The 26,276-nt window shown below is 71.6% G+C and carries 15 protein-coding genes; 8 read left to right on the top strand and 7 right to left on the bottom strand.

Annotated elements, in window-relative coordinates; all coding sequences use genetic code 11:
- Positions 1-119: 119 nt before the first annotated feature.
- Both ACGFQ9_RS20395 and gmd read right to left on the bottom strand, forming a co-directional pair.
- A complete protein-coding gene (locus tag ACGFQ9_RS20395; protein WP_393575353.1) occupies positions 120-2,900 on the bottom strand; it encodes a DNRLRE domain-containing protein in 2,781 nt (926 codons plus the stop codon).
- A gap of 245 nt (positions 2,901-3,145) precedes the next feature.
- On the bottom strand, positions 3,146-4,159 hold the full coding sequence (gene gmd / locus ACGFQ9_RS20390) for a GDP-mannose 4,6-dehydratase (RefSeq protein WP_393575351.1): 1,014 nt from the start codon (positions 4,157-4,159) through the stop codon (positions 3,146-3,148).
- A gap of 193 nt (positions 4,160-4,352) precedes the next feature.
- Between gmd and ACGFQ9_RS20385 the strand changes: the two genes are divergently transcribed.
- A complete protein-coding gene (locus ACGFQ9_RS20385; protein WP_393575350.1) occupies positions 4,353-5,288 on the top strand; it encodes a GDP-L-fucose synthase family protein in 936 nt (311 codons plus the stop codon).
- A 9-nt stretch (positions 5,289-5,297) separates the two neighbouring features.
- Here ACGFQ9_RS20385 and ACGFQ9_RS20380 read toward each other — a convergent pair whose 3' ends face one another.
- Positions 5,298-6,773, bottom strand: a complete 1,476-nt coding sequence (locus ACGFQ9_RS20380) for a sugar transferase (protein ID WP_393575349.1) — start codon at positions 6,771-6,773, stop codon at positions 5,298-5,300.
- 426 nt (positions 6,774-7,199) lie between these two features.
- On the opposite strand from ACGFQ9_RS20380, the gene ACGFQ9_RS20375 reads away from it, so the two are divergent.
- Entirely contained in the window at positions 7,200-9,467 is a 2,268-nt protein-coding gene (locus ACGFQ9_RS20375) for a M4 family metallopeptidase (RefSeq protein WP_393575347.1), read from the top strand.
- 121 nt (positions 9,468-9,588) lie between these two features.
- Here the strand turns inward: ACGFQ9_RS20375 and ACGFQ9_RS20370 are convergent, their stop codons facing one another.
- The 3 genes from ACGFQ9_RS20370 to glgP form a co-directional block, all read right to left on the bottom strand.
- Positions 9,589-9,957: a hypothetical protein gene (locus tag ACGFQ9_RS20370; RefSeq protein WP_393575346.1), complete on the bottom strand. Its 369-nt coding sequence runs from the start codon at positions 9,955-9,957 to the stop codon at positions 9,589-9,591.
- Between the two features lie 120 nt (positions 9,958-10,077).
- Complete coding sequence (locus tag ACGFQ9_RS20365) at positions 10,078-10,797, bottom strand: hypothetical protein (RefSeq protein WP_393575344.1); 720 nt, start codon at positions 10,795-10,797, stop codon at positions 10,078-10,080.
- 164 nt (positions 10,798-10,961) lie between these two features.
- Positions 10,962-13,607: an alpha-glucan family phosphorylase gene (glgP, locus tag ACGFQ9_RS20360; RefSeq protein WP_393575342.1), complete on the bottom strand. Its 2,646-nt coding sequence runs from the start codon at positions 13,605-13,607 to the stop codon at positions 10,962-10,964.
- 512 nt (positions 13,608-14,119) lie between these two features.
- On the opposite strand from glgP, the gene ACGFQ9_RS20355 reads away from it, so the two are divergent.
- From ACGFQ9_RS20355 to ACGFQ9_RS20335, 5 genes are all read left to right on the top strand, one after another.
- Positions 14,120-16,108 carry a maltotransferase domain-containing protein gene (locus ACGFQ9_RS20355; protein WP_393575340.1) on the top strand — a complete coding sequence of 663 codons (1,989 nt, stop codon included), beginning with the start codon at positions 14,120-14,122 and terminating at the stop codon, positions 16,106-16,108.
- On the top strand, positions 16,105-17,799 hold the full coding sequence (treS, locus tag ACGFQ9_RS20350) for a maltose alpha-D-glucosyltransferase (protein ID WP_393575339.1): 1,695 nt from the start codon (positions 16,105-16,107) through the stop codon (positions 17,797-17,799). Before ACGFQ9_RS20355 ends, treS begins: the two co-directional genes overlap by 4 nt.
- A 202-nt stretch (positions 17,800-18,001) precedes the next feature.
- Positions 18,002-19,462, top strand: a complete 1,461-nt coding sequence (locus ACGFQ9_RS20345; protein ID WP_393575338.1) for a maltokinase — start codon at positions 18,002-18,004, stop codon at positions 19,460-19,462.
- Positions 19,459-21,780 carry a 1,4-alpha-glucan branching enzyme gene (glgB, locus tag ACGFQ9_RS20340; RefSeq protein WP_393575337.1) on the top strand — a complete coding sequence of 774 codons (2,322 nt, stop codon included), beginning with the start codon at positions 19,459-19,461 and terminating at the stop codon, positions 21,778-21,780. The genes ACGFQ9_RS20345 and glgB overlap by 4 nt, the downstream gene beginning before the upstream one ends.
- Positions 21,781-22,167: 387 nt before the next feature.
- Positions 22,168-22,791, top strand: coding sequence for a helix-turn-helix domain-containing protein (locus ACGFQ9_RS20335; RefSeq protein WP_393575397.1), 624 nt, complete (start codon positions 22,168-22,170; stop codon positions 22,789-22,791).
- Between the two features lie 23 nt (positions 22,792-22,814).
- On the opposite strand, the gene ACGFQ9_RS20330 is transcribed toward ACGFQ9_RS20335, so the two are convergent.
- Entirely contained in the window at positions 22,815-23,840 is a 1,026-nt protein-coding gene (locus tag ACGFQ9_RS20330) for an ATP-dependent 6-phosphofructokinase (RefSeq protein ID WP_393575336.1), read from the bottom strand.
- 260 nt (positions 23,841-24,100) lie between these two features.
- Between ACGFQ9_RS20330 and pta the strand changes: the two genes are divergently transcribed.
- Complete coding sequence (gene pta / locus ACGFQ9_RS20325; RefSeq protein ID WP_393575334.1) at positions 24,101-26,269, top strand: phosphate acetyltransferase; 2,169 nt, start codon at positions 24,101-24,103, stop codon at positions 26,267-26,269.
- Positions 26,270-26,276: the final 7 nt, after the last annotated feature.

Genomic DNA, 26,276 nt, shown 5'->3' with positions numbered 1-26,276 from the left:
CGGTGGTTGGGGGGGGGGGGGGGGGGTTTTGGGGGGGGGGGTCCCCCGGGCGTCCCGGGGTTGGGTGGGGGCGGGGGGGGGCCCCCCGGCGGGGGGGGGGGCCCCCCCCGACCCGGCCGTTACGGAGCGCCGAAGGTGAGGATCAGCTGCGGAGTGCCCTCCGCCGCCGAGGCCTCGCTGGACCAGATCCACAGCGGGTCGGTGCCCGCGGAGGTCAGTGCCACGTCGTAGCCGGTGCCGAGCACCGCCGAGATGGCGGCCGTGTCCAGGTCCACGTTGTGGATCGCGGAGCCGTCCGCGATGCCCGAGACCGAGCCCAGCACCTGGGAACCCAGCGCCGGCTTGGTGTTGAAGGTGGTGGTCGCACCGCTCCAGGTGCCGTCGACCGGAACCACCTTGACCGTGTCGGCCGTCCCCGCACCCGTCTGGGTGCTGGTCTTGATCTGCAGCGTGGCCGACTTCAGCACCTGCCCGGCGGGGGCCGCCGGCAGGGTGAAGCGCAGGTACGTCTCGTACGCCGAGGTGCCGCGCACCGCGAGCGAGGTGGACGTGCCGTAGGTCGCGCTCGGCGCGCCCTGGTTGACGTAGGTGTCCTCGGTCGCGGAGACCTCGGTGACCGTCTCGGCCGCCGCCTTGGCCAGGTCGAAGTGGTTCTTGACCTGGGTCTGGCTCAGCACCGTCGGGTAGACGGCCGTCTCGTCGACCTGCCCGGCGAAGAAGTTGCTCGTCGGGCGGTTCGGCCAGCTGCCGAGGTTGTCGCCGCCGACGTGCCAGTAGCCCCAGTAGGCCTGGTGCGTGGAGACGCTCGAGGAGGCCTTCTTCGCGCCGTCGACGTACAGGGTCATGCCGCCCGCGCCCTGGGTCGCGACGACGTGGTGCCACTTGTTGTCGTTGTACGTCTCGAACAGACCGGTGGAAATGGTGTTCGAGGAACCGTTGTAGGTGCCGAAGACCAGCCGGCCGGTGTTCGTCATGTAGATGTGCTTGTCGTACGTGCCGCTGTTACGGGTGGTGTTGTTGCCGAACCCGATCAGCTTGCCGCCGCGCGTGGTGTTCGTCTTGAACCACGTCTCCAGCGTGTACGAGGCACCCACCGTCTGCCGGCGGTCGCTGTGCACCTGCTGGCTGGTGCCGTTCAGGCCCATGGCCGTGCTGGATCCGGTGATCGCACCCGGAGACTGCTTCAGCGCCGGGGCGTTGACCTGGACACCGCTGCGGTTGCCGGAGACCGAGGAGTCGGCCGTGTACGGGCTGACCGCGTCGTCGTAGCGCCAGTACAGCTCGGCGCCGTCGGCGCGGACCTGGTTCGGGTACGCCTGGACGGTGGCCGGGACGGCCACGCTCGCGGTCGCCGACAGGGCACTGGTGTTGCCCGCGCCGTCGGTGGCGGTGACCCGGTAGGTGTACGACTGGCCGGCCTTGACCGTGCTGTCGGTCCAGGACGCCTGCGGGCGCTCCCACTCCAGCGAGCTCGCGGTGACCGTGGCGACCGGGGTGGCCGCGCCGTTGCGGTAGATGCGGTACGTCAGCTTGCTGTCGTCCGCGTCGTAGCTGGTGCGCCAGCGGACCTGGACCTCGCCGGGCTTGACGCTGGAGGCGCTGGCGACCGGGGTGGTCGGGGCGCCGGTGTCGCCGGTGGAGGCGAAGCGGGTCAGGCCCTGCTGCTCCTTGCCGTTGATGAGCGTGAACTCACCGCCGACCCACATGTACTTGACGTCGTTCTTCTCCGCCACGGCCATCACGCGCGGGCCGATGCCCTCGCCGATGCCGTCGTTGGCGGTGGGGTGCCAGCCGAGCTTGCCCGGGCTGCGCACGAAGCCGTCCACCGGGGCGGGAGCGGCGCCGGACCAGTTGGTGTTCTGGGCGAGCAGGAAGTGCCGCTTGCCGTCGGGGTACTCCAGCTCGGTGGAGCAGTCGTGCGCGTGCGAGGAGCTGTAGAGGACGCCGTCGTAGGGCAGCACCGCCTGGGTGGCGCCGAGGCAGCGGTCCCGCCACTTCTCGTTGAAGTCGCTCAGGTTGAGGCCGATGCGGCCGTCGAACACGCCGCCGCCGGAGCCCTCGTTGCCGGTGTACCAGCCGCCGTTGTCGTCGGTGGCGATGTCCTTGACGACCGAGTTGCTCGGGATGTTGCTGTACGTCTTGGCGACCGCGCCGGTGGTGGCGTCCACCACGGCGAGCGCGTGGGTGTTCTTGCCGTTGACGGTGAAGAAGTCACCGCCGATCAGGACGTTCTTGCCGTCGGGGGTGACCTCGACGGCACGGCCCGGCTCGTCCGCGTTGGCGGTGAACGGCTTCAGCGCGCCGGTCGTGGCGTCGACCGCGGCGAACCGCTCGCGGCCCTCGCCCTCGACGGTGAAGAAGTCGCCGCCCGCGTACAGGGTGTCGTCGGTGACCGCGAGCGCGCGCACGGTGGCGGCGAAGCCCGGGTGGAAGTCGGCCTTCGGCTTGCAGCTCGCGATGTCGATCGCGGCGACGCTGCTCACCGGGGTGCCGTTGACGGCGCCGAAGTAGCCGCCCGCGTAAAGGGTCTTCTGGTCCTTGGAGACCACCAGGGAGCGGACGGTCGCGCTGCCGTCCCCGATGGTGAAGGACAGCTTGCAGGCGGTGGGGGCTCCGGTCGCGGCGTCGAGGGCGACGAAGTTGACGGCCTCCTGCTCGGTGCCGGCCGCGCCCTCGGGCGGACGGACGGCGGAGAAGGTGCCTCCGGCGAACACCGTGCCGTTGGCCTGGGCCATCGCGAACACGATGCCGTTGGGCTGCCAGGTCGGCAGGTCGTCGGCGGTGAAGGCCACCGGCTGGGTGATGGCCGACGCCTCCGGCATCAGCACCACGCCGATGCCGGCGCCGGCCCCGGCCAAGGACAGGACGAGGGCAGCTGTCAGCCCTCTCGATCTACGCATGAGCCCCCCAGGGCAACGCCCGGTTGTGTGGCTGGAAACATTCGTTCAGCCATATGTACGGGCGCAGACTAGGGCTTGGGTGGGGACCTGGTCACCTCACTTGACCCATTGCATACCAACTCGGTATCAGCAGGGCTCAGCACGGCAGGCGCACATCGGACATACGGCAGGTTTGCCCCGGTCACCCCCGGTAGAGGATGACCGGAACATGCAAATCCTAGGGTACTGCGGGTAACTCGCGGACCTCAGCGGTCAATCCGGACGGTGACTCCGGCGAGCTGGTCCTCGACCTGCCGGATATCCGCGTCCACCATGATTCGGGCCAATTCCTCGACCAGGACCGTCGGCTTCCAGCCGAGCAGCTCACGCGCCTTGCTCGCGTCGCCGATGAGGGCGTCGACCTCGCTGGGGCGCTCGTACTTGGCGTCGTAGGCCACGTACTCCTGCCAGTCGAGGCCGGCGTGCGAGAAGGAGGCCTCGACGAACTCGCGTACCGTCGCGGCCACTCCGGTGGCGACCACGTAGTCGGTGGGCTCGTCCTGCTGCAGCATCCGCCACATGGCGTCCACGTACTCGGGGGCGTAGCCCCAGTCACGGACGGCGTCGAGGTTGCCCAGGTACAGCTTGTCCTGCAGGCCGGCCTTGATGCGGGCGACCGCACGGGTGATCTTGCGCGTCACGAAGGTCTCGCCGCGGCGCGGGGACTCGTGGTTGAAGAGGATCCCGTTGACCGCGAACATGTCGTACGCCTCGCGGTAGTTCACGGTGGTCCAGTACGCGAACACCTTCGCGGCGCCGTACGGGCTGCGCGGGTGGAACGGGGTCTGCTCGTTCTGCGGCGGCGGGGTGGCGCCGAACATCTCCGAGGACGACGCCTGGTAGATGCGGGTGTCCACGCCCGAGGCCCGGATCGCCTCCAGCAGCCGCAGCGCGCCGAGGCCGGTGACGTCACCGGTGTACAGCGGGGCGTCGAAGGAGACGCGCACGTGGGACTGGGCGCCCAGGTTGTAGACCTCGTCGGGGCGTATGTCGCGAAGCAGGTTCACCAGGGCGACACCGTCGGACAGGTCCGCGTGGTGGAGCACGAGGGACCGGTCGGCCGTGTGCGGGTCCTGGTAGATGTGGTCGATCCGCTCCGTGTTGAAGCTGGACGAGCGCCGGACCAGGCCGTGCACCGTGTAGCCCTTGGAGAGCAGCAGCTCGGCGAGGTAGGAGCCGTCCTGGCCGGTGACACCGGTGATCAGCGCGGTCTTGCTCATACGGGTTCCCCCCGGGGGTCGTTGTCGTTCCTGTTGTGCGGTCCCGAGGCGGTGCCCCGGCTTCCGGCGCGCGGGCTCCCGCCCGCGCTGCGGCTCATGCGGGTCCCCGCATGGTACGCGTGTACGGCCGCGCCCTCGGGCGCGGCCCGGGCCAGCCTTCGTCCCGCCGGAAGGCCCTGGCATCATCGGCGGTATGACAAGCTTTCTGCCTTCGCGCGCCCGCATCTTCGTCGCCGGCCACCGCGGCCTCGTGGGATCCGCCGTCGTACGGCGGCTGACCGCCGACGGGCACGAGGTGATCACCCGGGGCCGCGAGGACCTGGACCTGCGGGACGCGGCCGCGACCGGCGCGTTCCTGCGGGAGGTCCGCCCCGACGCGGTGGTGCTCGCCGCCGCGAAGGTGGGCGGGATCATGGCGAACAGCACCTACCCGGTGCAGTTCCTCGAGGAGAACCTGCAGATCCAGCTCAGCGTCATCGCCGGCGCGCACGCGGCCGGCGTGGGGCGCCTGCTGTTCCTCGGCTCCTCCTGCATCTACCCCAAGCTCGCCCCGCAGCCCATCCACGAGGACGCGCTGCTGACCGGCCCGCTGGAGCCGACCAACGAGGCGTACGCGCTCGCCAAGATCGCCGGCATCGTGCAGGTGCAGTCGTACCGGAAGCAGTACGGCGCCTCGTACATCTCGGCGATGCCCACGAACCTCTACGGCCCGGGCGACAACTTCGACCTGGAGACCTCGCACGTCCTGCCGGCCCTGATCCGCCGCTTCCACGAGGCCGCGGCCGAGGGGCGCGAGGAGGTCGCGCTCTGGGGTTCGGGCACGCCCCGCCGGGAGTTCCTGCACGTGGACGACCTCGCGGCGGCCTGCGCGGTGCTGCTGGAGCGGTACGACGGCGACGAGCCGGTGAACATCGGCTGCGGCGAGGACCTCACCATCAAGGAGCTCGCCGAGACCGTCGCCGGGGTGACCGGCTTCACCGGCCGGCTCGCCTGGGACACCTCCAAGCCGGACGGGACCCCCCGCAAGCTGCTGGACGTGACCCGGCTGAGCTCGCTGGGCTGGAAGCCCGGCATCCCGCTCAAGGACGGGATCGCCGACACCTACCGGTGGTGGCTGGACAACAGCTGACCGCATCGCTCAGTACGCTCCGCGGCCGTCCACGACGGCCCGGAACGTACGGCCCATCACGTCGACGTCACTGGTGAACGACCAGTTGTCGACGTACTGCAGGTCAAGCTGAATCGTTTCATCCCAGGACAGGTCGGACCGTCCGCTGATCTGCCACAGCCCGGTCATCCCCGGCCGCACCACCAGCCTGCGCAGTTCGACCTCGTCGTACCGGGCCACTTCCTCGGGCAGCGGCGGCCGGGGGCCGACCAGCGACATGTGCCCGCTCAGCACGTTGAACAGCTGCGGCAGCTCGTCCAGCGAAGTGCGGCGCAGCAGCCGGCCCACCCGGGTCACCCGGGGGTCGCGGCGCATCTTGAACATCAGGCCGTCGTTCTCGTTGGACTCCGACAGCTCGGCCTTGAGCCGGTCCGCGTCCACCACCATGGTGCGGAACTTCCACATCACGAAGGGCTCGCCGTCGCGGCCGATCCGGCGCTGCCGGTAGAACGCCGGGCCGCGGCTGCCCAGCCGAATCGCCGCGACGACGCCCAGGAAGAGCGGGGACAGCAGCAGGAGTCCGAAGCCCGCGCCGATCCGGTCCAGCACCGACTTCAGCACCGGCTGCAGGCCGCGCCGCACGGGCGGCGCCACCCGCAGCACCGCGAGGCCGCCGGCCGAGAGGGTCTCCAGGCGCTTGACCGAGACCTCCACCAGGCCGGGGAAGACCGCGAGTTCCAGACCCGCGTCGTGCAGGGCCCAGGCCACCCGGCGCAGCCGCTCGCCCGTGATCCGCACCCCGGGGGCGACCAGGACCAGGTCGGCGTGCTGGCTGCGGACGGCGCCGAGGACCGTGTCCGCGTCCCCGGAGGGGGCCTCGGGCATGTCCGCGCCGAGCCGTCCGGCGACCGGGACACCGCCGGTCAGTTCGCCGTCGCCGACCGGGAGCACGCCCACCACCACGTACGGGTGGTCGGTGCGGGCGGAGAGGTGGGCGATGACCCCTTCGGCCGCGCCGGGCTCGCCGACCACCAGCACCCGGCTGACGGCCTGGGCCTCGCGGCGGGCGGCGAACAGGTGGCGGTAGGTCAGCTTGCGGCAGGCGACGGTGACGAGGAGGGCCGGCAGGAGCGCGCCCAGGGCCGCCAGCCGCGGGGTGCTCTCGTCGGTCGCGGCCCGGGCCACGGCCAGGACGCCGATCAGAATCAGCCAGTCGTGGACGACGGGGAGCACTCCCCGGGACTCGCCGAGCGCCCGGTTCGCGTACCGCCGGCGGAGCGCCTGCACGCTGATCCAGGCCAGGGCCGCACCGGCCGCGCAGTACAGCGGACGTACCTGGCGGGCGGCCTCGAACACCAGGAACACCGGCACGGCGGCGCCGAGCAGATCGGCGGTCAGCGCTGCGGGCAGGTACCAGCGGGCCTTGTCACCCAGGCGTCGCAGGGGCGCATGGGACTCGTACGCCGATCCGGCCACCCTCTGCGCAGGAAATCGGACATGCCTCATGAGCCCCCCTGGCACGTGGATATGACGGAGGCGAGTGTCCGCGGCTTCCCCAAACGGCAGACAACTATCGCACCGGAGAACAGTACGACAAACGTCCGTACGGTAGATGCCGTTTGCTTCAACGCAGTCTCATGTTGCCCGTTCGTTAGCATCCGGCACGCCCGATTCCATATCGCGGACCGGCTCCGCGCGGACCCCGCGCAGACGAAGGTGAACAGTCCGCATATCGAACCCTTCAGTTCGAACAACGGACCATTTCCGGCCAACCTTTTGACGCGGCCCTGACAGTTCGGTCGGGAGCTGGCACTCTTCGATCCGTTCTTCGCACAGCGTTCGCACAGCCACAGCACGGCCATTCGCTCAACCCTGCTCTGCCCGGAGGCCCCACCCAGCCATCCGGAACCCCCCTTGCAGAAGGAGTCTGCGTTGAGTCCCACCCCCCACCGGCGTGCCACCGCGGCCGGCGCCCTCGTTGCCGCGGCGGCACTGCTCGCCGTCGGCGTGCAGACCACGGCCGCTTCCGCCGATGCCACCGCGTCGCAGGCCAACCGGGCCGTCCAGGCCAACCCTGGCGCAGCGGCCATGAAGCTGAGCCCCTCGGAGCGTGCGACGCTCCTCTCGGAGGCGAACTCCACCACCGCGCAGGCGGCGAAGGCCCTCGGGCTCGGCGGGCAGGAGAAGCTGGTCGTCCGCGACGTCGTCAAGGACGCCGACGGCACCACGCACACCACCTACGAGCGCACCTACGCCGGCCTCCCGGTCCTCGGCGGCGACCTCACGGTCCACGCCAAGGGCGGGGTCACCAAGAGCGTGACCAAGGCGACCAACCACGAGATCAAGGTCGCCACCACCGACGCCTCGGTCACCCCGGCCGCCGCCGAGGGCCAGGCGCTCTCCGCCGCCAAGGCCGAGGGCTCCAAGGACACCAAGGCGTCCAAGAACGCGCGCAAGGTGATCTGGGCCGCCACGGGCGTCCCGGTCCTCGCCTACGAGACCGTCGTCGGCGGCTTCCAGCACGACGGCACGCCGAACGAGCTGCACGTGGTCACCGACGCCAGGACCGGCGCGAAGATCACCGAGTGGCAGGCCATCGAGACCGGCACCGGCAACACCATGTACAGCGGTCAGGTGACCCTCGGCACCACGCAGTCGGGCAGCACCTGGAACCTGACCGACGCCGCGCGCGGCGCCCACAAGACCTACAACCTCAACCGCGGCACCTCCGGCACGGGCACCCTGTTCTCCGGTCCGGACGACGTCTGGGGCAACAACCAGCCGTCCAACCTGGAGACGGCCGGCGCGGACGCCCACTACGGCGCTGCGGTCACCTGGGACTACTACAAGAACGTGCACGGCCGGAACGGTCTGCGCAACGACGGCGTCGCCCCGTACACCCGCGTCCACTACGGCAACAACTACGTGAACGCGTTCTGGAGCGACTCCTGCTTCTGCATGACCTACGGCGACGGCGACGGCAACGTCAAGCCCCTCACCTCCACCGACGTGGCCGCGCACGAGATGACCCACGGTCTGACCTCGGTCACCGGCAACATGACCTACAGCGGTGAGCCCGGCGGTCTGAACGAGGCGACCTCGGACATCATGGCCGCGGCCGTCGAGTTCTACGCCAACAACCCGCAGGACGTCGGCGACTACCTGGTCGGCGAGAAGATCGACATCCGCGGCAACGGCACCCCGCTGCGCTACATGGACAAGCCGAGCAAGGACGGCTCCTCCAAGGACGCCTGGTACTCCGGCCTCGGCGGCATCGACGTCCACTACTCCTCGGGCCCGGCCAACCACTGGTACTACCTGGCCTCCGAGGGCTCCGGGCAGAAGGTCATCAACGGCGTGAGCTACGACTCGCCGACCTCCGACGGCCTGCCGGTCACGGCGATAGGCCGGGACGCCGCCTCGAAGATCTGGTTCCGCGCGCTGACGGTGGGCTACTTCAAGTCCAACACCAACTACGCCGACGCCCGCGTCCAGACCCTGAAGGCCGCCGCCGACCTGTACGGCCAGGGCTCGACCATCTACAACAACGTCGCCAACGCCTGGGCCGCCGTGAACGTCGGCCCGCGCATCACCGACGGCGTGACGGTCCAGCCGATCGCCAACCAGAACACCCAGATCAACACCGCGGTGAGCCTGCAGGTCCAGGCCACCAGCACCAACCCGGGCGCGCTGAGCTACGCGGCGACCGGCCTGCCGGCCGGCCTGTCGATCAACTCCTCCACCGGTCTGATCTCGGGTACGGCCACCACCGCCGGCACCTCCAACGTGACCGTCACGGTGACCGACTCGGCGAGCAAGAGCGGCACCGCGTCCTTCACCTGGACCGTGGGCACCGCCCAGCAGAACGTCTTCGAGAACACGAACGACTACCAGATCGCGGACAACTCCACCGTCGAGTCCCCGATCACCGTCACCCGCTCGGGCAACGCGCCGAGCACCCTGAAGGTGGACGTCAACATCGTCCACACCTACGTCGGTGACCTCCGGGTCGACCTGGTCGCCCCCGACGGCACCGTCTACAACCTGCGCAACCGCAGCGGCGGCAGCGCGGACAACATCGTCCAGTCCTTCACCGTGAACGCCTCCTCCGAGGTCGCGAACGGCGTCTGGAAGCTGCGCGTGGCGGACCTCGCCAGCCTGGACACCGGCTACATCAACAGCTGGAAGCTGACCTTCTGACCGGCTTCCGCTGAACACACCGCACCACAGCGCACCTGAACAACACCGCACCTGAACCGGGAACGGCCCGGGGACCCGAGGTCCCCGGGCCGTTCTCCGTGTCCGGGGACCGGTCCCGGGGTCAGTCCTCGTCGGGGACGAGCCGGACGGCGTAGGTGGCGACCTCGGAGCCGTCGCCCGGCAGGACCTTGGCGCGCGGCTCGCCGTGGCACCCCTTGTCCCCGTAGAGCAGGGCCGGGGAGGTGGACCGGTTGTCGATCCGGAAGGCCGGGGTGTGGGCCAGCTCCGGGAGCGCGATGCACGCGCCGTCCTCCGGGTCGACGAGGACGGCGGTGGTCTCCCGGCCCCACGCGTCGGCGTACGTGTACTCCACTCCGCCGGAGGCGGCCGTCGAGGCGGCGGTGGAGGTACCGGCGGCGGGCAGCACGGCGAAGGCGGCGGCAGCGGCGGCGACGGCCGTGGTCGCGGCGGTGCGGGTTCGGATGTGCATGCGCGGCAGCGTAGGAGCGGCCCGCCCGGCGGGACGGGTCTGCCCCGCGGTGTTCCGCAGGTTCACCCGAAGGGGCCCGGCGCCCCCGGCAGCGGGCGTACGGCCCCTGCGCGGGCGGCGTCAGGGCATGGCGCGGAAGGCCTCGCGGAAGATGCCGTCGAGGAGGCCGGCGGTGTCGGTGCGGCCGGTCCGCGGCGCGCCGCCGGACGGCGTCCGCCCGTCCGCCTCCCGGTCCGCCGGGCCCGGGTCCTCGTCGCCGCGGCTGTTGTCCGCCCGCTCGCCCTGCTCGTCCCCTTCCAACCCGCCCTCCCAGGGGCTCAACCCGCCCCACTCGTCGCTCTGGTCCCCCGCATCCCACTCGTCCCAGGGGTCGCCGCCATGACCCCCGTCGCCCCCCTGACCCCCGTCGCCCCCGTCGCCCCCGTCGCCCCCGTCGCCCCCGTCGCCTCCGTCCCACGGTCCGCCCTTGCCCCCCTGCCGCTCGAAGCGGACCGCGACCGCTTCAAAGCCCTCCTCCTCGTCCCGCGGTCCGACCAGCGCCACCGGGTCCCCCGAACACCCCCGGTCGTCGAACAGCACGGCCACCAGGTCCGTCCGGTTCTCCGCCGCCACCGCCGGCCGGCTCGGGGAGGTGCCGTTGAGCACGTAGCAGGTGCCCACCGCCGCCGGGTGGAGCCGCCCGTGCCGCACGTCCTCACCGATGACGTAGGTGTAGTTCAGGGTGTCCCCGTCCGAGGCCGCCGCCAGGGCCTGGCCGGAGAACGGGAGGACGGGCAGGACGGGGGCGAGGGTGAGGGCGAACGCGCCGGCGAAGGCCGCCGCGGTGGTGCGAAGACGCATGGGGGGAGTTCCGTTCTTCCACGGGCGTTGGGGACCGGTCCGGTTGGCATCCCGCACGGAGCGTAGGAGCGGAGGCCCCCGCCGAATCGTTTCTCCCCCCGGGAGCGTTCCGGGGTTCACCCGGAGAGGCCCGGCCCGCGGAACACGCGGCCGGGCCTCCCGCGTCAGCGCAGCGGCACCCCTCCCCCGCTCGCCGAGCCGCCCGCCGACTCCGGCGGGGTGGCGACCAGCCCGAGCTCGGCCGGGGTCGCCAGCAGCGGATGCGCCGGGAGGATCCGTACGGTGTAGCCGAACGGCCCGGTGCGGTCGAGGGCGAGCGGCCCCTCGTACACCCAGCGGCCCTCCAGGTCGGGCCCGGCGGCCGGCTTGAGCGGGAACACCCGCGCGTCCCGGATCACGTCCTGCGCGTCCACCCGGCCCGCGACGGCCTGCACCTCCACCTCCTCGGGGCCCAGGGTGTCCAGGGCGGCCTGCACCCGCAGGGTGAGGGTGGCGCCGAGTTCCGCGGTGCCGTTGACCGGGGCGGCGGCCAGCGCCTCCACATGGCCGACCGACACCCGCGGCCAGCAGTCCCGGACCCGGGACTTCCAGACGGCCAGCTCCCGGGCCGCGTCCGGGGTCAGGGCACGGTGGGCCAGGGCCGCGGGCCCGTAGAGCCGCTCGACGTACTCGCGCACCATCCGCCCCGCGAGCACCTTCGGCCCCAGGGAGACCAGGGTGCGGCGGACCATCTCGATCCACCGCGCCGGCAGCCGGCCCGGAGCGGAGCGGTCGTAGAACCGGGGCGCCACCCGCCGCTCGATCAGCTCGTAGAGCGCGGCGGCCTCCAGGTCGTCCCGCCGCTCCTCGTCGGTGTCCCCGTCGGCGGTGGGAATGGCCCAGCCGAAGTCGGGCTCGAACCACTCGTCCCACCAGCCGTCCAGCACCGACAGGTTGAGACAGCCGTTGAGCGCCGCCTTCATCCCGCTGGTGCCGCACGCCTCCAGCGGGCGGAGGGGGTTGTTCAGCCAGACGTCACAGCCCGGGTAGAGCTTCTGCGCCATGGCCATGCCGTAGTCGGGGAGGAAGACGATCCGGTGCCGCACCCGCGGGTCGTCGGTGAACCGGACCAGCTCCTGTACGAGGCGCTTCCCGCCGTCGTCGGCGGGGTGCGCCTTGCCGGCGACCACGATCTGCACCGGCCGCTCGGGGTCGAGCAGCAGCCGGCGCAGCCGCTCCGGGTCGCGCAGCATCAGGGTGAGCCGCTTGTACGAGGGCACCCGGCGGGCGAAGCCGATGGTGAGCACGTCCGGGTCGAGCACCGAGTCCACCCAGCCGAGCTCGGCGGCTCCGGCGCCGCGCTGCCGCCAGGAGGCGCGCAGCCGTTCGCGCACCTCCTGCACCAGCTGGTCGCGCAGGCCCCGCCGCAGGTCCCAGATGTCCTGATCGGGGATGTCGGCCACGGCGTCCCAGCGCTGCGAACCGCCCACCGACAACGCGTCCTCGGTCCGTCCGGCCCCGATCTGCCGGGCGCCCAGCCGCATCACCTCGGGCGCCACCCAGGTCGGCGCGTGCACGCCGTTGGTCACCGAGGTGATGGGCACGTCGGCAGGGTCGAACCCGGGCCACAGGCCGGCGAACATCTCCCGGGAGACGGCGCCGTGCAGAGTGGACACCCCGTTGGCCCGCTGGGCCAGCCGGAGCCCCATCACCGCCATGTTGAACACCCCGGGATCGCCTCCGGGGTAGCTCTCGGCACCCAGCTGGAGGACCCGGTCCACGGGTACGCCGGGCAGTTCGCCGCCCTCGCCGAAGTGCCGGGCGACCAGGGCCCGGTCGAAGCGGTCGATGCCCGCGGGCACCGGGGTGTGGGTGGTGAACACGGTGCCGGCCCGCACCGCCTCCACGGCGGCGTCGAAGTCGAGCTCCTGCTCCCCTGCGAGTTCCCTTATGCGTTCCAGTCCGAGGAACCCGGCGTGTCCCTCGTTCGTGTGGAACACCTCGGGCGCGGGATGACCGCTGATCCGGCAGTACGTGCGGACCGCCCGCACCCCGCCGATCCCCAGCAGCATCTCCTGGAGCAGCCGGTGGTCGCTGCCGCCGCCGTAGAGCCGGTCGGTCACCTCGCGGGCGGCGGAGTCGTTGTCCTCGACGTCGGAGTCGAGGAGCAGCAGCGGCACCCGCCCCACCCGGGCCTGCCAGATGTGGGCGTGCAGCGCCCGGCCGCCGGGCAGGGTCAGGGTCACCCGGGCGGGAGCCCCGTCCTCGTCCCGGAGCAGGGCGACGGGCAGTTCGTTCGGGTCGAGCACCGGATAGTGCTCCTGCTGCCAGCCGTCCCGGGAGAGCGACTGGCGGAAGTACCCGTGCCGGTAGAGCAGCCCCACCCCGACCAGCGGGATGCCGAGGTCACTGGCGGCCTTGAGGTGGTCCCCGGCGAGGATGCCAAGGCCGCCGGAGTACTGCGGCAGGGCGGCGGTGATCCCGAACTCGGGCGAGAAGTAGGCGACCGCGGCGGGCAGCTCCGCGCCCGACGGGTGGGACTGGTACCACCTCTCCCCGGTCAGGTAGTCGTCGAGATCGGCGGCCGCCGCGGCGAGCCTCCGCAGGAACCTCCGATCGCGGGCCAACGTTTGCAAACGGTCATCGGATACGGAACCCAGCAGCCGGACGGGGTCCCCGCCCGCGGCCTGCCAGCCCTCCGGATCGACGCCGTGGAAGAGTTCTCGGGTCTCGGCATGCCACGACCAGCGCAGATTACGAGCGAGGCCGGCGAGCGGCAGCAGTGGTTCCGGCAGGACGGGGCGCACGGTGAATCGACGGATAGCCTTCACACGTTCCACCTTCGCAGGCGTTTGCGGATCGAAGCGGAGCACCACGCTGTGCTTCCGGTCATCACCCCGTGAAGGCTAGTGCCGCGGCCCGCCCCGCGCCGGGCACTCGGGCGGATCCCCCGACGACGGCCGGATCCCTTCGAACGGCGCATGGGAACAGCGAACGGGCCCACCCCTGGGGGTGACTTGACGAAGCCGGGGTCAATGCAGAGCCACGGGTTCACTTCCACCGTGCGACTACGTACGAGTAGTTAACCAACCTCGACGGTTGCCCGGGGCGGGAGTGGGAAGGGCTCTGCGCGTACGCGCACGGCACACCCGCAAGCAACCCTCTCCCCGCCACCCGAGTGAACGCGGACAGGAGCGGCCATGCCCGCAGCCCAGCCGTCGACGGAGCGGCTAGAAACAGAGCGAACAGAGCGTGCACTACCCGCTGATCCGCCGCCCGGACTCTCCGGACCGGCGGAGCTGGTGTCACCGAGCCCTGCGAACCTCCCCCAGGTGATCACATCATGATCGGTCGCATTCCCGTGCTGGACGTCCGCCCTGCCGTCGATTGCGGTGCCAGAGCCGCCAAGGCGGTGGTGGACGAGGTCTTCGAAGTCTCCGCCACCGTGTTCCGGGAGGGACACGACGCCGTCGCCGCCCATGTGGTGATGCGGGACCCCAAGGGGCGGCTGCGGGCGCCCGTGCCCCTGCAGGAGCTGGCCCCCGGCACCGACCGGTGGGGGGCGCGGATCTCCGCCGAGCTGGAAGGAAGGTGGACGTACACCGTCGAGGCGTGGAGCGATCCCGTCGCCACCTGGCGGTCGGCGGCCCGGATCAAGGTCCCGGCGGGCATCGACAGCGAGCTGATGCTGCTGGAGGGCGCCGAGCTGTACGAGCGGGCGGCCGCCCGGATCCCCAAGAAGGACGGGCGGGAGGCGGTGCTGCGGGCCGCCGAGCTGATGCGGGCCGAGGGCGATCCGCGGGCCCGGCTGGCGGCGGCGCTGACCGCCGAGGTGGACGAGGCGTTCGCCCGGCGGCCCTACCGGGAGCTGGTGACCTCGGCGAAGCCGGTCGCGGTGCTGGTGGAGCGCAAGCGGGCGCTGTTCGGTTCCTGGTACGAGATGTTCCCGCGGTCCGAGGGCGCGGTCGTCGAGGAGGGCCGGCCGCCGGTGAGCGGCACCTTCCGGACCGCCGCCGAACGGCTTCCCGCCATCGCCGCCATGGGCTTCGACGTGGTGTACCTGCCGCCGGTCCACCCCATCGGCACCACCTTCCGCAAGGGGGCCAACAACTCGCTCTCGGCCGACCGTTGGGACCCGGGCGTGCCGTGGGCGATCGGCTCCCCGGAGGGCGGCCACGACGCGGTCCACCCGGACCTGGGCACCCTGGAGGACTTCGCCCACTTCGTGCGGCGGGCGCAGGAGCTGCGGATGGAGGTGGCGCTGGACTTCGCCCTGCAGTGCTCGCCCGACCACCCGTGGGTGGAGAAGCACCCCGAGTGGTTCCGGCACCGGGCCGACGGGACGATCGCGTACGCCGAGAACCCGCCGAAGAAGTACCAGGACATCTTCCCGGTGCACTTCGACACGGACATGGCCGGGATCGTGGCCGAGACGCTCCGGGTGCTGCGCCACTGGATGTCGTACGGGGTGCGGATCTTCCGGGTGGACAACCCGCACACCAAGCCGGTGGTGTTCTGGGAGAAGGTGATCGGGGAGATCGGGAAGACCGATCCCGACGTGATCTTCCTCGCCGAGGCGTTCACCCGGCCGGCGATGATGCGCGCCCTGGCGGCGGTCGGCTTCCAGCAGTCGTACACCTACTTCACCTGGCGGAACACCAAGGAAGAGCTGACCGAGTACCTCCGGGAGCTGTCCGGCGAGACCGCCTCGGTGATGCGGCCGAACTTCTTCGTGAACACGCCGGACATCCTCCACGAGTACCTGCAGCACGGCGGCCGGCCCGCCTTCGAGGCGCGTGCGGTGCTGGCCGCGACCCTGTCCCCGGCCTGGGGGATCTACGCGGGCTACGAGCTGTGCGAGAACACCCCCGTGCGCGAGGGATCCGAGGAGTACCTGGACTCGGAGAAGTACCAGCTGCGGCCGCGGGACTGGGCGGCCGCCGACCGGGAGGGGCGGACCATCGCCCCGCTGATCACCCAGCTGAACCGGCTGCGCCGGCGGCATCCGGCGCTCCAGCAGTTGCGCGATCTCCATTTCCACTCGACCGACAACGAACAGGTGATCGCCTACTCCAAGCATTCCGGCGCCAATTCCGTACTGGTGGTCGTCAACCTCGATCCGCACCACACCCAGGAGGCGACCGTCTCGTTGGACATGCCGGTACTCGGCCTCGACTGGCACGGGTCCCTCGCGGTGCGCGACGAGCTCACCGGCGAGTCCTACCACTGGGGCAGGGCGAACTACGTGCGTCTGGAGCCGGGGCGAATGCCCGCGCACGTACTGGCCGTCCTGCGACCGTCCCCGCCCACCGGAGGGTCACCCACCACATGATGATCAACGATCCCGTCCACGACACCTTCGAGGACACCCCCGCCAAGGACCGCGACCCCGACTGGTTCAAGCGGGCGGTCTTCTACGAGGTGCTGGTCCGCTCCTTCCACGACAGCAACGGGGACGGGGTGGGCGACCTCAAGGGGCTGACCGCCAAACTGGACTACCTCCAGTGGCTCGGCGTCGACTGCCTCTGGCTGCCGCCGTTCTTCGCCTCACCCCTGCGGGACGGCGGCTACGACGTGGCCGATTACACCTCCGTGCTCCCCGAGTTCGGCGACCTCGCCGACTTCGTGGAGTTCGTGGACGCCGCGCACCAGCGGGGCATGCGGGTGATCATCGACTTCGTCATGAACCACACGAGCGACCAGCACGAGTGGTTCCAGCAGTCCCGCAAGGACCCCGACGGACCGTACGGCGACTACTACATGTGGGCCGACAACGACAAGCAGTACCAGGACGCCCGCATCATCTTCGTCGACACCGAGACCTCCAACTGGACGTACGACCCGGTCCGCAAGCAGTACTACTGGCACCGCTTCTTCTCGCACCAACCGGACCTCAACTACGAGAACCCGGCGGTGCAGGAGGAGATCGTCTCGGCGCTGCGGTTCTGGCTGGACCTGGGCATCGACGGGTTCCGGCTCGACGCGGTCCCGTACCTGTTCGCCGAGGAGGGCACCAACTGCGAGAACCTCCCCCGCACCCACACGTTCCTCAAGCGGGTGCGGGCGGAGATCGACGCGCACTACCCGGACACGGTCCTGCTGGCCGAGGCCAACCAGTGGCCGGAGGACGTGGTCGACTACCTGGGCGACTTCCGGTCGGGCGGGGACGAGTGCCACATGGCGTTCCACTTCCCCGTGATGCCGCGCATCTTCATGGCGGTGCGCAGGGAGAGCCGGTACCCCGTCTCCGAGATCCTCGCCAAGACGCCGGAGATCCCGGCACGCTGCCAGTGGGGCATCTTCCTCCGCAACCACGACGAGCTCACCCTCGAAATGGTCACGGACGAGGAACGCGACTACATGTACGCCGAGTACGCCAAGGACCCGCGGATGCGGGCCAACGTCGGCATCCGGCGCCGGCTGGCGCCGCTGCTCGACAACGACCGGCACCAGATCGAGCTGTTCACCGCCCTGCTGCTGTCCCTGCCGGGCTCGCCGATCCTCTACTACGGCGACGAGATCGGCATGGGCGACAACATCTGGCTGGGCGACCGGGACGGGGTCCGCACCCCGATGCAGTGGACCCCGGACCGCAACGCCGGTTTCTCCTCCTGTGATCCGGGCAGGCTCAACCTGCCGGTCATCATGGACCCGGTCTACGGGTACCAGGTCACCAATGTCGAAGCGGCGATGTCCTCGCCCTCCTCGCTGCTGCACTGGACCCGCCGGCTGATCGAGGTCCGCAAGGCGAACCCCGCCTTCGGTCTCGGCTCGTACACGGAACTGCCGTCGTCCAACCCGGCGGTGCTGGCGTTTCTGCGGGAGTACGGCGACGACCTCGTGCTCTGCGTGCACAATTTCTCCCGCTTCGCGCAGCCGACCGAGCTGGACCTGCGGTCGTTCAACGGGCGGGTCCCGGTGGAGCTCACGGGTGACGTGCGCTTCCCGCCGATCGGCGAGTGGCCGTACCTGCTGACCCTGGCGGGACACGGCTTCTACTGGTTCCGCCTGCACGGGGAGTGACGGCCGGACGGAGGCCGGCGCCCACCCGCGCCGGCCTCCGTCCCACCGCACCCCCCTGCACGGCCCCCGGCGGCGAACGGGTCAATCGCCGTCCCTGTACGGATCATCCTGGCCCGACACTCGCCCATCGCCGGACAGCAATCACCGCAATCCGGGACACTCTGCGCATTCCGTGACGGCCCCGGGGAAAGGACGCAACGCCATGTCAGAGGCTGCATCCGCCCGGAGCCGCCCGCGCGGCGGCCACGGCCGCCTCGCCGCCGACCGGCTCGGCCCGCTGGAGCCCATGCTCCGCGCCTGGCTGCCCCACCAGCGCTGGTTCGCCGGCAAGGGGCGCCGGATCGGCCGGGTCGAGCTCGTCTCGGCGGCCGACCTCCTCCCGCCCCGGGTGGTCCCCGGCCTGCTGCACCTGCTGGTGGACGTCGACGGCGACTGCTACCAGCTGCTGCTCGGCGTCCGGCCGGCCCTGCCGCCCGCCCTCGCGCCCGCCCTGATCGGGCGCGCCGAGACGGGACCGTACGCCGGCCAGTTCGTCTACGAGGGACTCGGCGACCCCCGGCTCGCCGCGCTGCTGCTGGAACGGCTGCGCGCCCCCGGGGTCCTCGGCCCGCTCCGCTTCGACCGGGACCCGATGGCCCTGATCCCGGCCGCCCTGGCACCCCGGCCGCTCTCCGGCGAGCAGACCAACTCCTCCCTGATCTACGGGGATTCGTACATCCTGAAGGTGTTCCGCCGGGTCGGCCCCGGGGTCAACCCGGACCTGGAGCTGCCCCGGGCGCTGGCCGCCGCCGGCTGCACGAGAGTGCCGGCGCCGGTCGCCTGGTACGAGGCGGACCTGCCCGGCGGAGCCATCGGCCGGGGCGGCTCGGAGCCGCTGACCCTGGGCGTGCTCCAGCCGTACCTGCGCGGCTCGCACGACGGCTGGCAGCTGGCCCTGCGCAAGCTGGGCGCCGGCGCCGACTTCACCGCCGAGGCGCACGCGCTGGGCCGGGCCACCGCCGAGGTGCACAGCGCCCTGGCGACCGCGCTGCCGACCGTGGCCCTCGACCCGGAGCGCACCGCCCGGCTGGCCGCCGGGATGACGGCCCGGCTGGCCGCGACGGTCCGCGAGGTGCCCGCCCTGCGACCGTACGAGGCAGGGCTGCGCGGCGCCTTCGACGCCCTGGCAGCCTCCCGCGGGCTGGCCGTGCCGGCCCAGCGGATCCACGGCGACCTGCACCTGGGCCAGACCCTGAGGGCCGCCGACGGCACCTGGTCACTGATCGACTTCGAGGGCGAGCCGGCCCGGCCGCTGGCCGAGCGCCGCCGCCCCGAACCGGCCGTCCGGGACATCGCCGGAATGCTGCGCAGCTTCGACTACGCCGCCCGCTCCCACCAGCCCTTCGCCCCGGCCTGGGCGGACGCCGCCCGGGCCGCCTTCTGCGAGGGCTACGCCCGCACCACCGGCCGGGACCCCCGCGAGGACCCGGTGCTGCTGCGCGCCTTCGAGACGGACAAGGCTGTCTACGAGGCCCGCTACGAGTCCCGGCACCGCCCGGACTGGCTGCACGTCCCGATGGCGGCCATCCGCCGCCTCTCCCAGCGCGACCGCCCGCCCGCCAAACGGGCGCCCGCACCCTCCCCCCACCCCCGCCCGCAGCCCCCGAGGAGGCCGCACCCGTGAGTGCCGCCCGTCAGCCGTCGCCGCCGTCACCCGTCGTCACCGACGGCGCCCCCGCCAAGAAGCCCCGCACCCCGCGTGCCCGAAAGGCGGCGCCCCCGGCGCCCCCGGCGGCGGTTCCCGCGGTAACCGCGGTAACCGCGAACGGGGTGCGGCCCGCTCCCCCGCTGCACGCGGACGAACGGGCCCGGCTGCTGGAGGGCCGGCACCACGATCCGCACGCGGTCCTGGGCGCCCGGGTCCTGCGGGGCGGAGTGGCCCTCCGGGCCCTGCGCCCCTACGCGACCTCGGTGACCGTGGTCGCCAAGGGCCTGCGGACCGAGCTGCACGACCACGGGGACGGGCTGTTCTCGGGGCTGCTGCCGCTCACCGAGGTGCCCGACTACCGGCTCCTGGTGGCGTACGAGGACCACGAGACCGAGGTGCACGACCCGTACCGGTTCCTGCCCGCCCTGGGCGAACTGGACCTGCACCTGATCGGCGAGGGCCGGCACGAGGAGCTGTGGACCGCGCTCGGCGCACAGCCGATGGAGCACCAGGGGGTGGCCGGCACCCGGTTCACCGTGTGGGCGCCCAACGCCCAGGGGGTGCGGGTCACCGGCGACTTCTCGTGCTGGGACCCGACGGCACACCCGATGCGGTCGCTGGGGTCCAGCGGGGTCTGGGAGCTGTTCCTGCCCGGCATCGGCGAGGGCGCGCTCTACAAGTTCGACATCACCCGGCCGGACGGCTCGCACACGCTGCGGGCCGACCCGATGGCCCGCCGCACCGAAGTTCCGCCGGCCACCGCCTCGGTGGTGACCTCCAGCACGTACGCCTGGCAGGACGCGGAGTGGATGGCGGACCGCGGCAAGCGCCCGCCGCACCAGGCGCCGTTCTCGGTGTACGAGGTGCACCTGGCGTCGTGGCGGCCGGGGCTGGGGTACCGCGAGCTCGCGGAGCAGTTGCCCGCGTACGTGAAGGAGCTCGGCTTCACCCATGTGGAGCTGATGCCGGTGGCCGAGCACCCCTTCGGCGGGTCCTGGGGCTACCAGGTGACGGGCTTCTACGCGCCGACCTCCCGGATGGGCAGCCCGGACGACTTCCGCTTCCTGGTCGACTCGCTGCACCGGGCCGGCATCGGGGTGATCGTCGACTGGGTGCCGGCCCATTTCCCGCGGGACGACTGGGCGCTGGCCGAGTTCGACGGGCGTCCGCTCTACGAGCACGCGGACCCCCGGCGGTCGGCGCACCCGGACTGGGGGACGCTGGAGTTCGACTACGGGCGCACGGAGGTCCGCAACTTCCTCGTGGCCAACGCGGTGTACTGGGCGCAGGAGTTCCACGTGGACGGCATCCGGGTGGACGCGGTCGCCTCGATGCTCTACCTGGACTACTCGCGGAACGACGGCGAGTGGGCACCCAACGAGCACGGCGGCCGGGAGAACTGGGACGCGGTGCGCTTCCTGCAGGAGATGAACGCCACCGTGTACCGGCGCTGCCCGGGGGTGGTGACCATCGCGGAGGAGTCCACCGCCTGGGAGGGCGTGACCCGGCCGACCGACAGCGGGGGCCTGGGCTTCGGGCTGAAGTGGAACATGGGCTGGATGCACGACACCCTCCGTTACGCGGGGAAGGAGCCGGTGCACCGGAAGTACCACCACCACGACATGACCTTCGGGATGGTCTACGCGTACAGCGAGAACTACGTGCTGCCGATCTCGCACGACGAGGTGGTGCACGGGAAGGGCGCGCTGGTTTCGAAGATGCCCGGGGACTGGTGGCAGCAGCGCGCCGGCCACCGGGCCTACCTGGGGTTCATGTGGGCCCACCCCGGAAAGCAACTGCTGTTCATGGGGCAGGAGTTCGCCCAGGGGGCCGAGTGGTCGGAGGCCCACGGGCCGGACTGGTGGCTGGTGGACCCCGCCTACTCGGCGGCGGGCGACCACCGGGGGGTGCGGGAGCTGGTGGCCGACCTGAACCGCGTCTACCTGGACACGCCCTCCCTGTGGGAACGGGACAGCGTGCCGGACGGGTTCGCGTGGGTGGAGGCGGACGCGGCCGACGACAACGTCTTCGCCTTCCTGCGGTACGCGGCGGACGGCTCCCCGCTGCTGGCGGTCAGCAACTTCTCCCCGGTGGTGCGGCAGGACTACCGGCTCGGGGTGCCGGACGGGCCGCGGGCGTGGCGCGAGGTGCTGAACACCGACGACGGGCGGTACGGGGGCAGCGGGGTGCTGCACCCCCGGCCGCTGCCCGCACTGCCCGAGCCGTCCCACGGCCGGGCGGCGAGCCTCCGGCTGACGCTGCCGCCGCTGGCCACGCTCTGGCTCAGGCCGTAACGGCCGCCGCCGGCAGGCGTGGGGCCCTCGCCACCCCCGTGCGCGAGGGCCCCCCTTACCGGGCACGCGCGGGCAGCGGCCCGGGTTCGATCCGCTCCCGGGGGTGTGGCGCGCGTCACGTGATACGTATCGCGTACGCTTGGCCGAAAAGGTGAGCACGACTCGGCTACAGCGAGTGACGGAAGTAGATCTTCCGCTAATCGGTTACCTCGCGGTCACGGGAAAAACGGACCAAAGCGCCGACCATCCTAGGAGATTCCTACGAGTTGTGACCTTGGGTGAACAGCCTGTAGTCGGCACACCCCGGCCACTTCTAGCGTGTGCCTCGTGCACCAGAGCCCACCTTTCAACGCCCCCGCCGCCCGCCGCCTGCGCGTGGCGCTGGGTATGGCGCCCGGCCACGTCGCCTATGGCCTGCGCGCCCAGTACGGACTCCTCGTCGACCCCGAGACGATCATGTCCTGGGAGCTCGGCGAGGCATCGCCCAGCTCCACGGAACTGACCGCCCTCGCGGGCGTGCTGTGGTGTTCGCCCGGCGACCTGCTGGCCGAGCCGGTCACGCTGCGGGAGCACCGGATCGCCCGCGGCTTCTCCGTGGACGACCTCGCCCGCCGGGTCGGACTGGAGGCGAACTCCTACCAGAAGATGGAGGACTCCGGCCGCTGGAAGGGCAACGAGCGGCAGTCCGCCGCCCTGGCCGCCGTACTGGCCCTGTCCCTTCCGCAGTACGTGGCCGCCACCGGGAAGCAGGAGGAACTCGCCGGGCTGCTGCGCAGCGCGGCCACCACCCGCTGGCAGGGGTACATCAAGCCGCTGGCCAAGCTGCTGCCGGTACCCAAGGACCACCTGGAGCTCGTACTCGAACGCCTGCACTCCGAGTACCAGTCACGCATGGTCGCCACGCTCAGCTGGGGCGGCGGCGTGGGCGAGGCCGGCAGCGGGGACGCGGGCCGGGAGTACCTCGCGGACATCGTGGACCGGTTCTGGACCCTGGCCCGGGGCGCGGAGTAGCCGCGCCCGGCGGGGGACCCCGGTCAGAAGACCGACTCCGCCTCGTACATGCGGTACTCCGGCACCCTCTTCAGCTCGGTGACCGCGGACGCCAGCGGCACCATGACGATGTCGGTACCGCGCAGGGCGGTCATGTTGCCGAAGTCCCCGCGATGGGCGGCCTCGACCGCGTGCCAGCCGAAGCGGGTCGCCAGGACCCTGTCGTAGGCGGTGGGCACACCACCGCGCTGGACGTGACCGAGGATGACCGGACGGGCCTCCTTGCCGAGGCGGTGCTCCAGCTCGATGGCGAGCCGGTTGCCGATGCCGGCGAAGCGCTCGTGCCCGTACTGGTCGATCGCGCCCTTCTCGTACGGCATCGAGCCCTCGGCCGGATGCGCGCCCTCGGCCACGCAGATGACGGCGAACTTCTTCCCGCGGGCGAACCGCTCCTCGACCATCTTGACCAGGTCGGCCACCTCGAACGGACGCTCGGGCAGGCAGATGCCGTGGGCTCCGCCGGCCATGCCGGACTCCAGGGCGATCCAGCCGGCGTGCCGGCCCATCACCTCGACGACCATCACGCGCTGGTGGGACTCGGCGGTGGTCTTGAGCCGGTCCATGGCCTCGGTGGCCACCGTGACCGCGGTGTCGAAGCCGAAGGTGCGGTCGGTGGCGGAGATGTCGTTGTCGATGGTCTTCGGTACGCCGACCACCGGCATGCCCGCGTCGGACAGCATCCGGGCAGCGGTCAGGGTCCCCTCGCCGCCGATCGGGATCAGCACGTCCAGGGCGTACTTCCGGGACAGGGCCGCGCAGTTCTCGGCGGCCTCGCGCAGCCGGTCGCGCTCCAGGCGGGCCGAGCCCAGGATCGTTCCGCCGCGGGCCAGGATGCCGCTGACCGCGTTGATGTCCAGCGGGCGGAAGTGGCCGTCGAGGAGTCCCTTGAAGCCGTCCTCGAAGCCGATGACCTCGTCCCCGTGTCCGACGACGGCACGGTGCACGACCGACCGGATGACGGCGTTCAGGCCCGGGCAGTCGCCGCCTGCGGTAAGAACTCCGATACGCATCGCGCTGCGCCTCCTGCTCCTCGTCGCCCATTCCTGGTCTTCTGCGAAGCTTGTCCGATTGTTTCACGCACGAGAGGCCGGGCGCGCTCTGTGCTGGTCCATTCACGAACGCACCAATGGCCCCGTTGACCCCATCCCGGGACCATGATCCCGGCAAGCGCTCTAGCCAGCGCGAGGGGTATTGTCAAGAGGCCGAGCCCACCCTGACGGGAAATTTCACACACGGACACGGCAGCCGCCGACAAGGATGGAGAGCAGGCGTGACGCGCAGCGTGTACCTGACCGGCATCGACCGGGGGGACGGCCGACAGGTCATCGAGCTGGGACTCATGGATCTGCTGACCCGCCAGACCGGCCGGGTCGGCGTCTACCGCCCCCTCCTGCACGACGCCCCGGACCGCCTCTTCGACGTCCTGCGGGGCCGCTACCGGCTGGAGCAGGACCCGGCGACCGCCTTCGGCATGGAATACCACGAGGCCTCCGCCGTCCTGGCCGAGAAGGGCACCGACGAGCTGGTCTCCCGGCTGGTCGACCGCTACCACCGGGCCGCCCGCGACTTCGACGTCATGCTGGTCCTCGGCACCGACTACGCCGAGACCAACCTGCCCGACGAGCTGGCCCTCAACGCCCGGCTCGCCAACGAGCTGGGCGCCGTCGTCATCCCGGTGGTCGGAGGCACGGGGCAGCCCGCCGAGTCCGTGCGCGCCGAGGCCCGCAACGCCCACCGCGCGTACGAGAGCCTGGGCTGCCAGGTGGTCGCCATGGTGGTGAACCGGGTGGCGGCGGAGGACCGCGCGGCGATAGCCGAGCGGCTGGCCGCCCGGCTGCCGGTCCCCTGCTACGTCCTGCCGGACGACAAGTCCCTGGCCGCGCCGACCGTCGCCCAGATCACCCGGGCGCTCGACGGCGAGGTACTGCTCGGTGACGACGCCGGGCTGTCCCGGGACGCCCTGGACTTCGTCTTCGGCGGCGCGCACCTGCCGAACTTCCTCAACGCCCTGACCCCGGGCTGCCTGGTGGTCACCCCCGGCGACCGCTCCGACCTGGTGGTCGGCGCACTGGCCGCGCACTCCGCCGGCACCCCGCCGATCGCCGGGGTGCTCCTGACCCTGGGCGAACGCCCCGGCGGGGACGTCCTGACCCTGGCCTCGAAGCTGGCGCCGGGCACCCCGGTGGTGTCGGTGGCCGGCAACAGCTTCCCGACCGCCACCGAACTCTTCTCCCTGCAGAGCCGGCTGAACTCGGCGACGCCCCGCAAGCTGGAGACCGCGCTCGGCCTGTTCGAGCGGCACGTGGACACCGCGGAGCTGCGCGGCCTGCTCTCGGTGGCCCGGTCCGAGCGGGTCACCCCGATGATGTTCGAGAACGCGCTGCTGGAGCAGGCGCGTTCCGGGCGCCGCCGGGTGGTGCTGCCCGAGGGGACCGAGGAGCGGGTGCTGCGCGCCGCGGACGTGATACTGCGGCGCGGGGTCTGCGAACTGACCCTGCTGGGCGAGACCCAGGCGGTGCTGAAGAAGGCCGCGGACCTCGGCGTGGACATCAGCCGGGCCGAGGTCGTCGACCCGGCCACCTCCCCCCTGCGGGAACGATTCGCCGAGCACTACGCGCGGGTCCGCGCGCACAAGGGGATGACCGTCGAGCTCGCGGGCGACGTGGTCACCGACGTGAACTACTTCGGCACCCTGATGGTCCAGGAGGGCCTGGCCGACGGCATGGTGTCCGGCTCGGTGCACTCCACCGCGGCGACCATCCGGCCCGCCTTCGAGATCATCAAGACCAACACAGCCGCGCGAAGCGCGTCAGGCAGGGTGGTGGCGGGCGACGGGAGGGCAAAGCCCGAGGCCTCGATCGTGTCCTCGGTCTTCTTCATGTGCCTGGCCGACAAGGTCCTCGTCTACGGCGACTGCGCGGTCAACCCGGACCCGGACGCCGAGCAACTCGCCGACATCGCCGTCCAGTCCGCCTCCACCGCGGCCGCTTTCGGGGTCGAGCCGCGGATCGCGATGCTCTCGTACTCCACCGGCACCTCCGGTTCCGGCGCGGACGTGGACAAGGTCCGCAAGGCCACCGAGCTCGTCCGCGCACAGCGCCCGGACCTGATGATCGAGGGCCCGATCCAGTACGACGCGGCCGTGGACGCCGACGTGGCCGCGACCAAGCTGCCGGACTCCAAGGTGGCCGGCCGGGCGACCGTACTGATCTTCCCGGACCTCAACACCGGCAACAACACCTACAAGGCCGTGCAGCGTTCGGCCGGCGCCGTCGCGGTCGGCCCGGTGCTCCAGGGACTGCGCAAGCCGGTCAACGACCTCTCGCGCGGCGCCCTGGTCCAGGACATCGTCACCACGATCGCGATCACGGCGATCCAGTCCCAGCCCCCGTCCGTGCCCCCGTCCGCGCCTCCGTCCGCGTCCCCGTCGGCGAAGTAAGGAAGAC

Source organism: Streptomyces sp. NPDC048603 (genome assembly GCF_043199475.1).
Taxonomy (GTDB): domain Bacteria; phylum Actinomycetota; class Actinomycetes; order Streptomycetales; family Streptomycetaceae; genus Streptomyces.
Note: the sequence above shows the minus strand (reverse complement) of the source record. Positions and strands in the feature narration are given on the sequence as shown.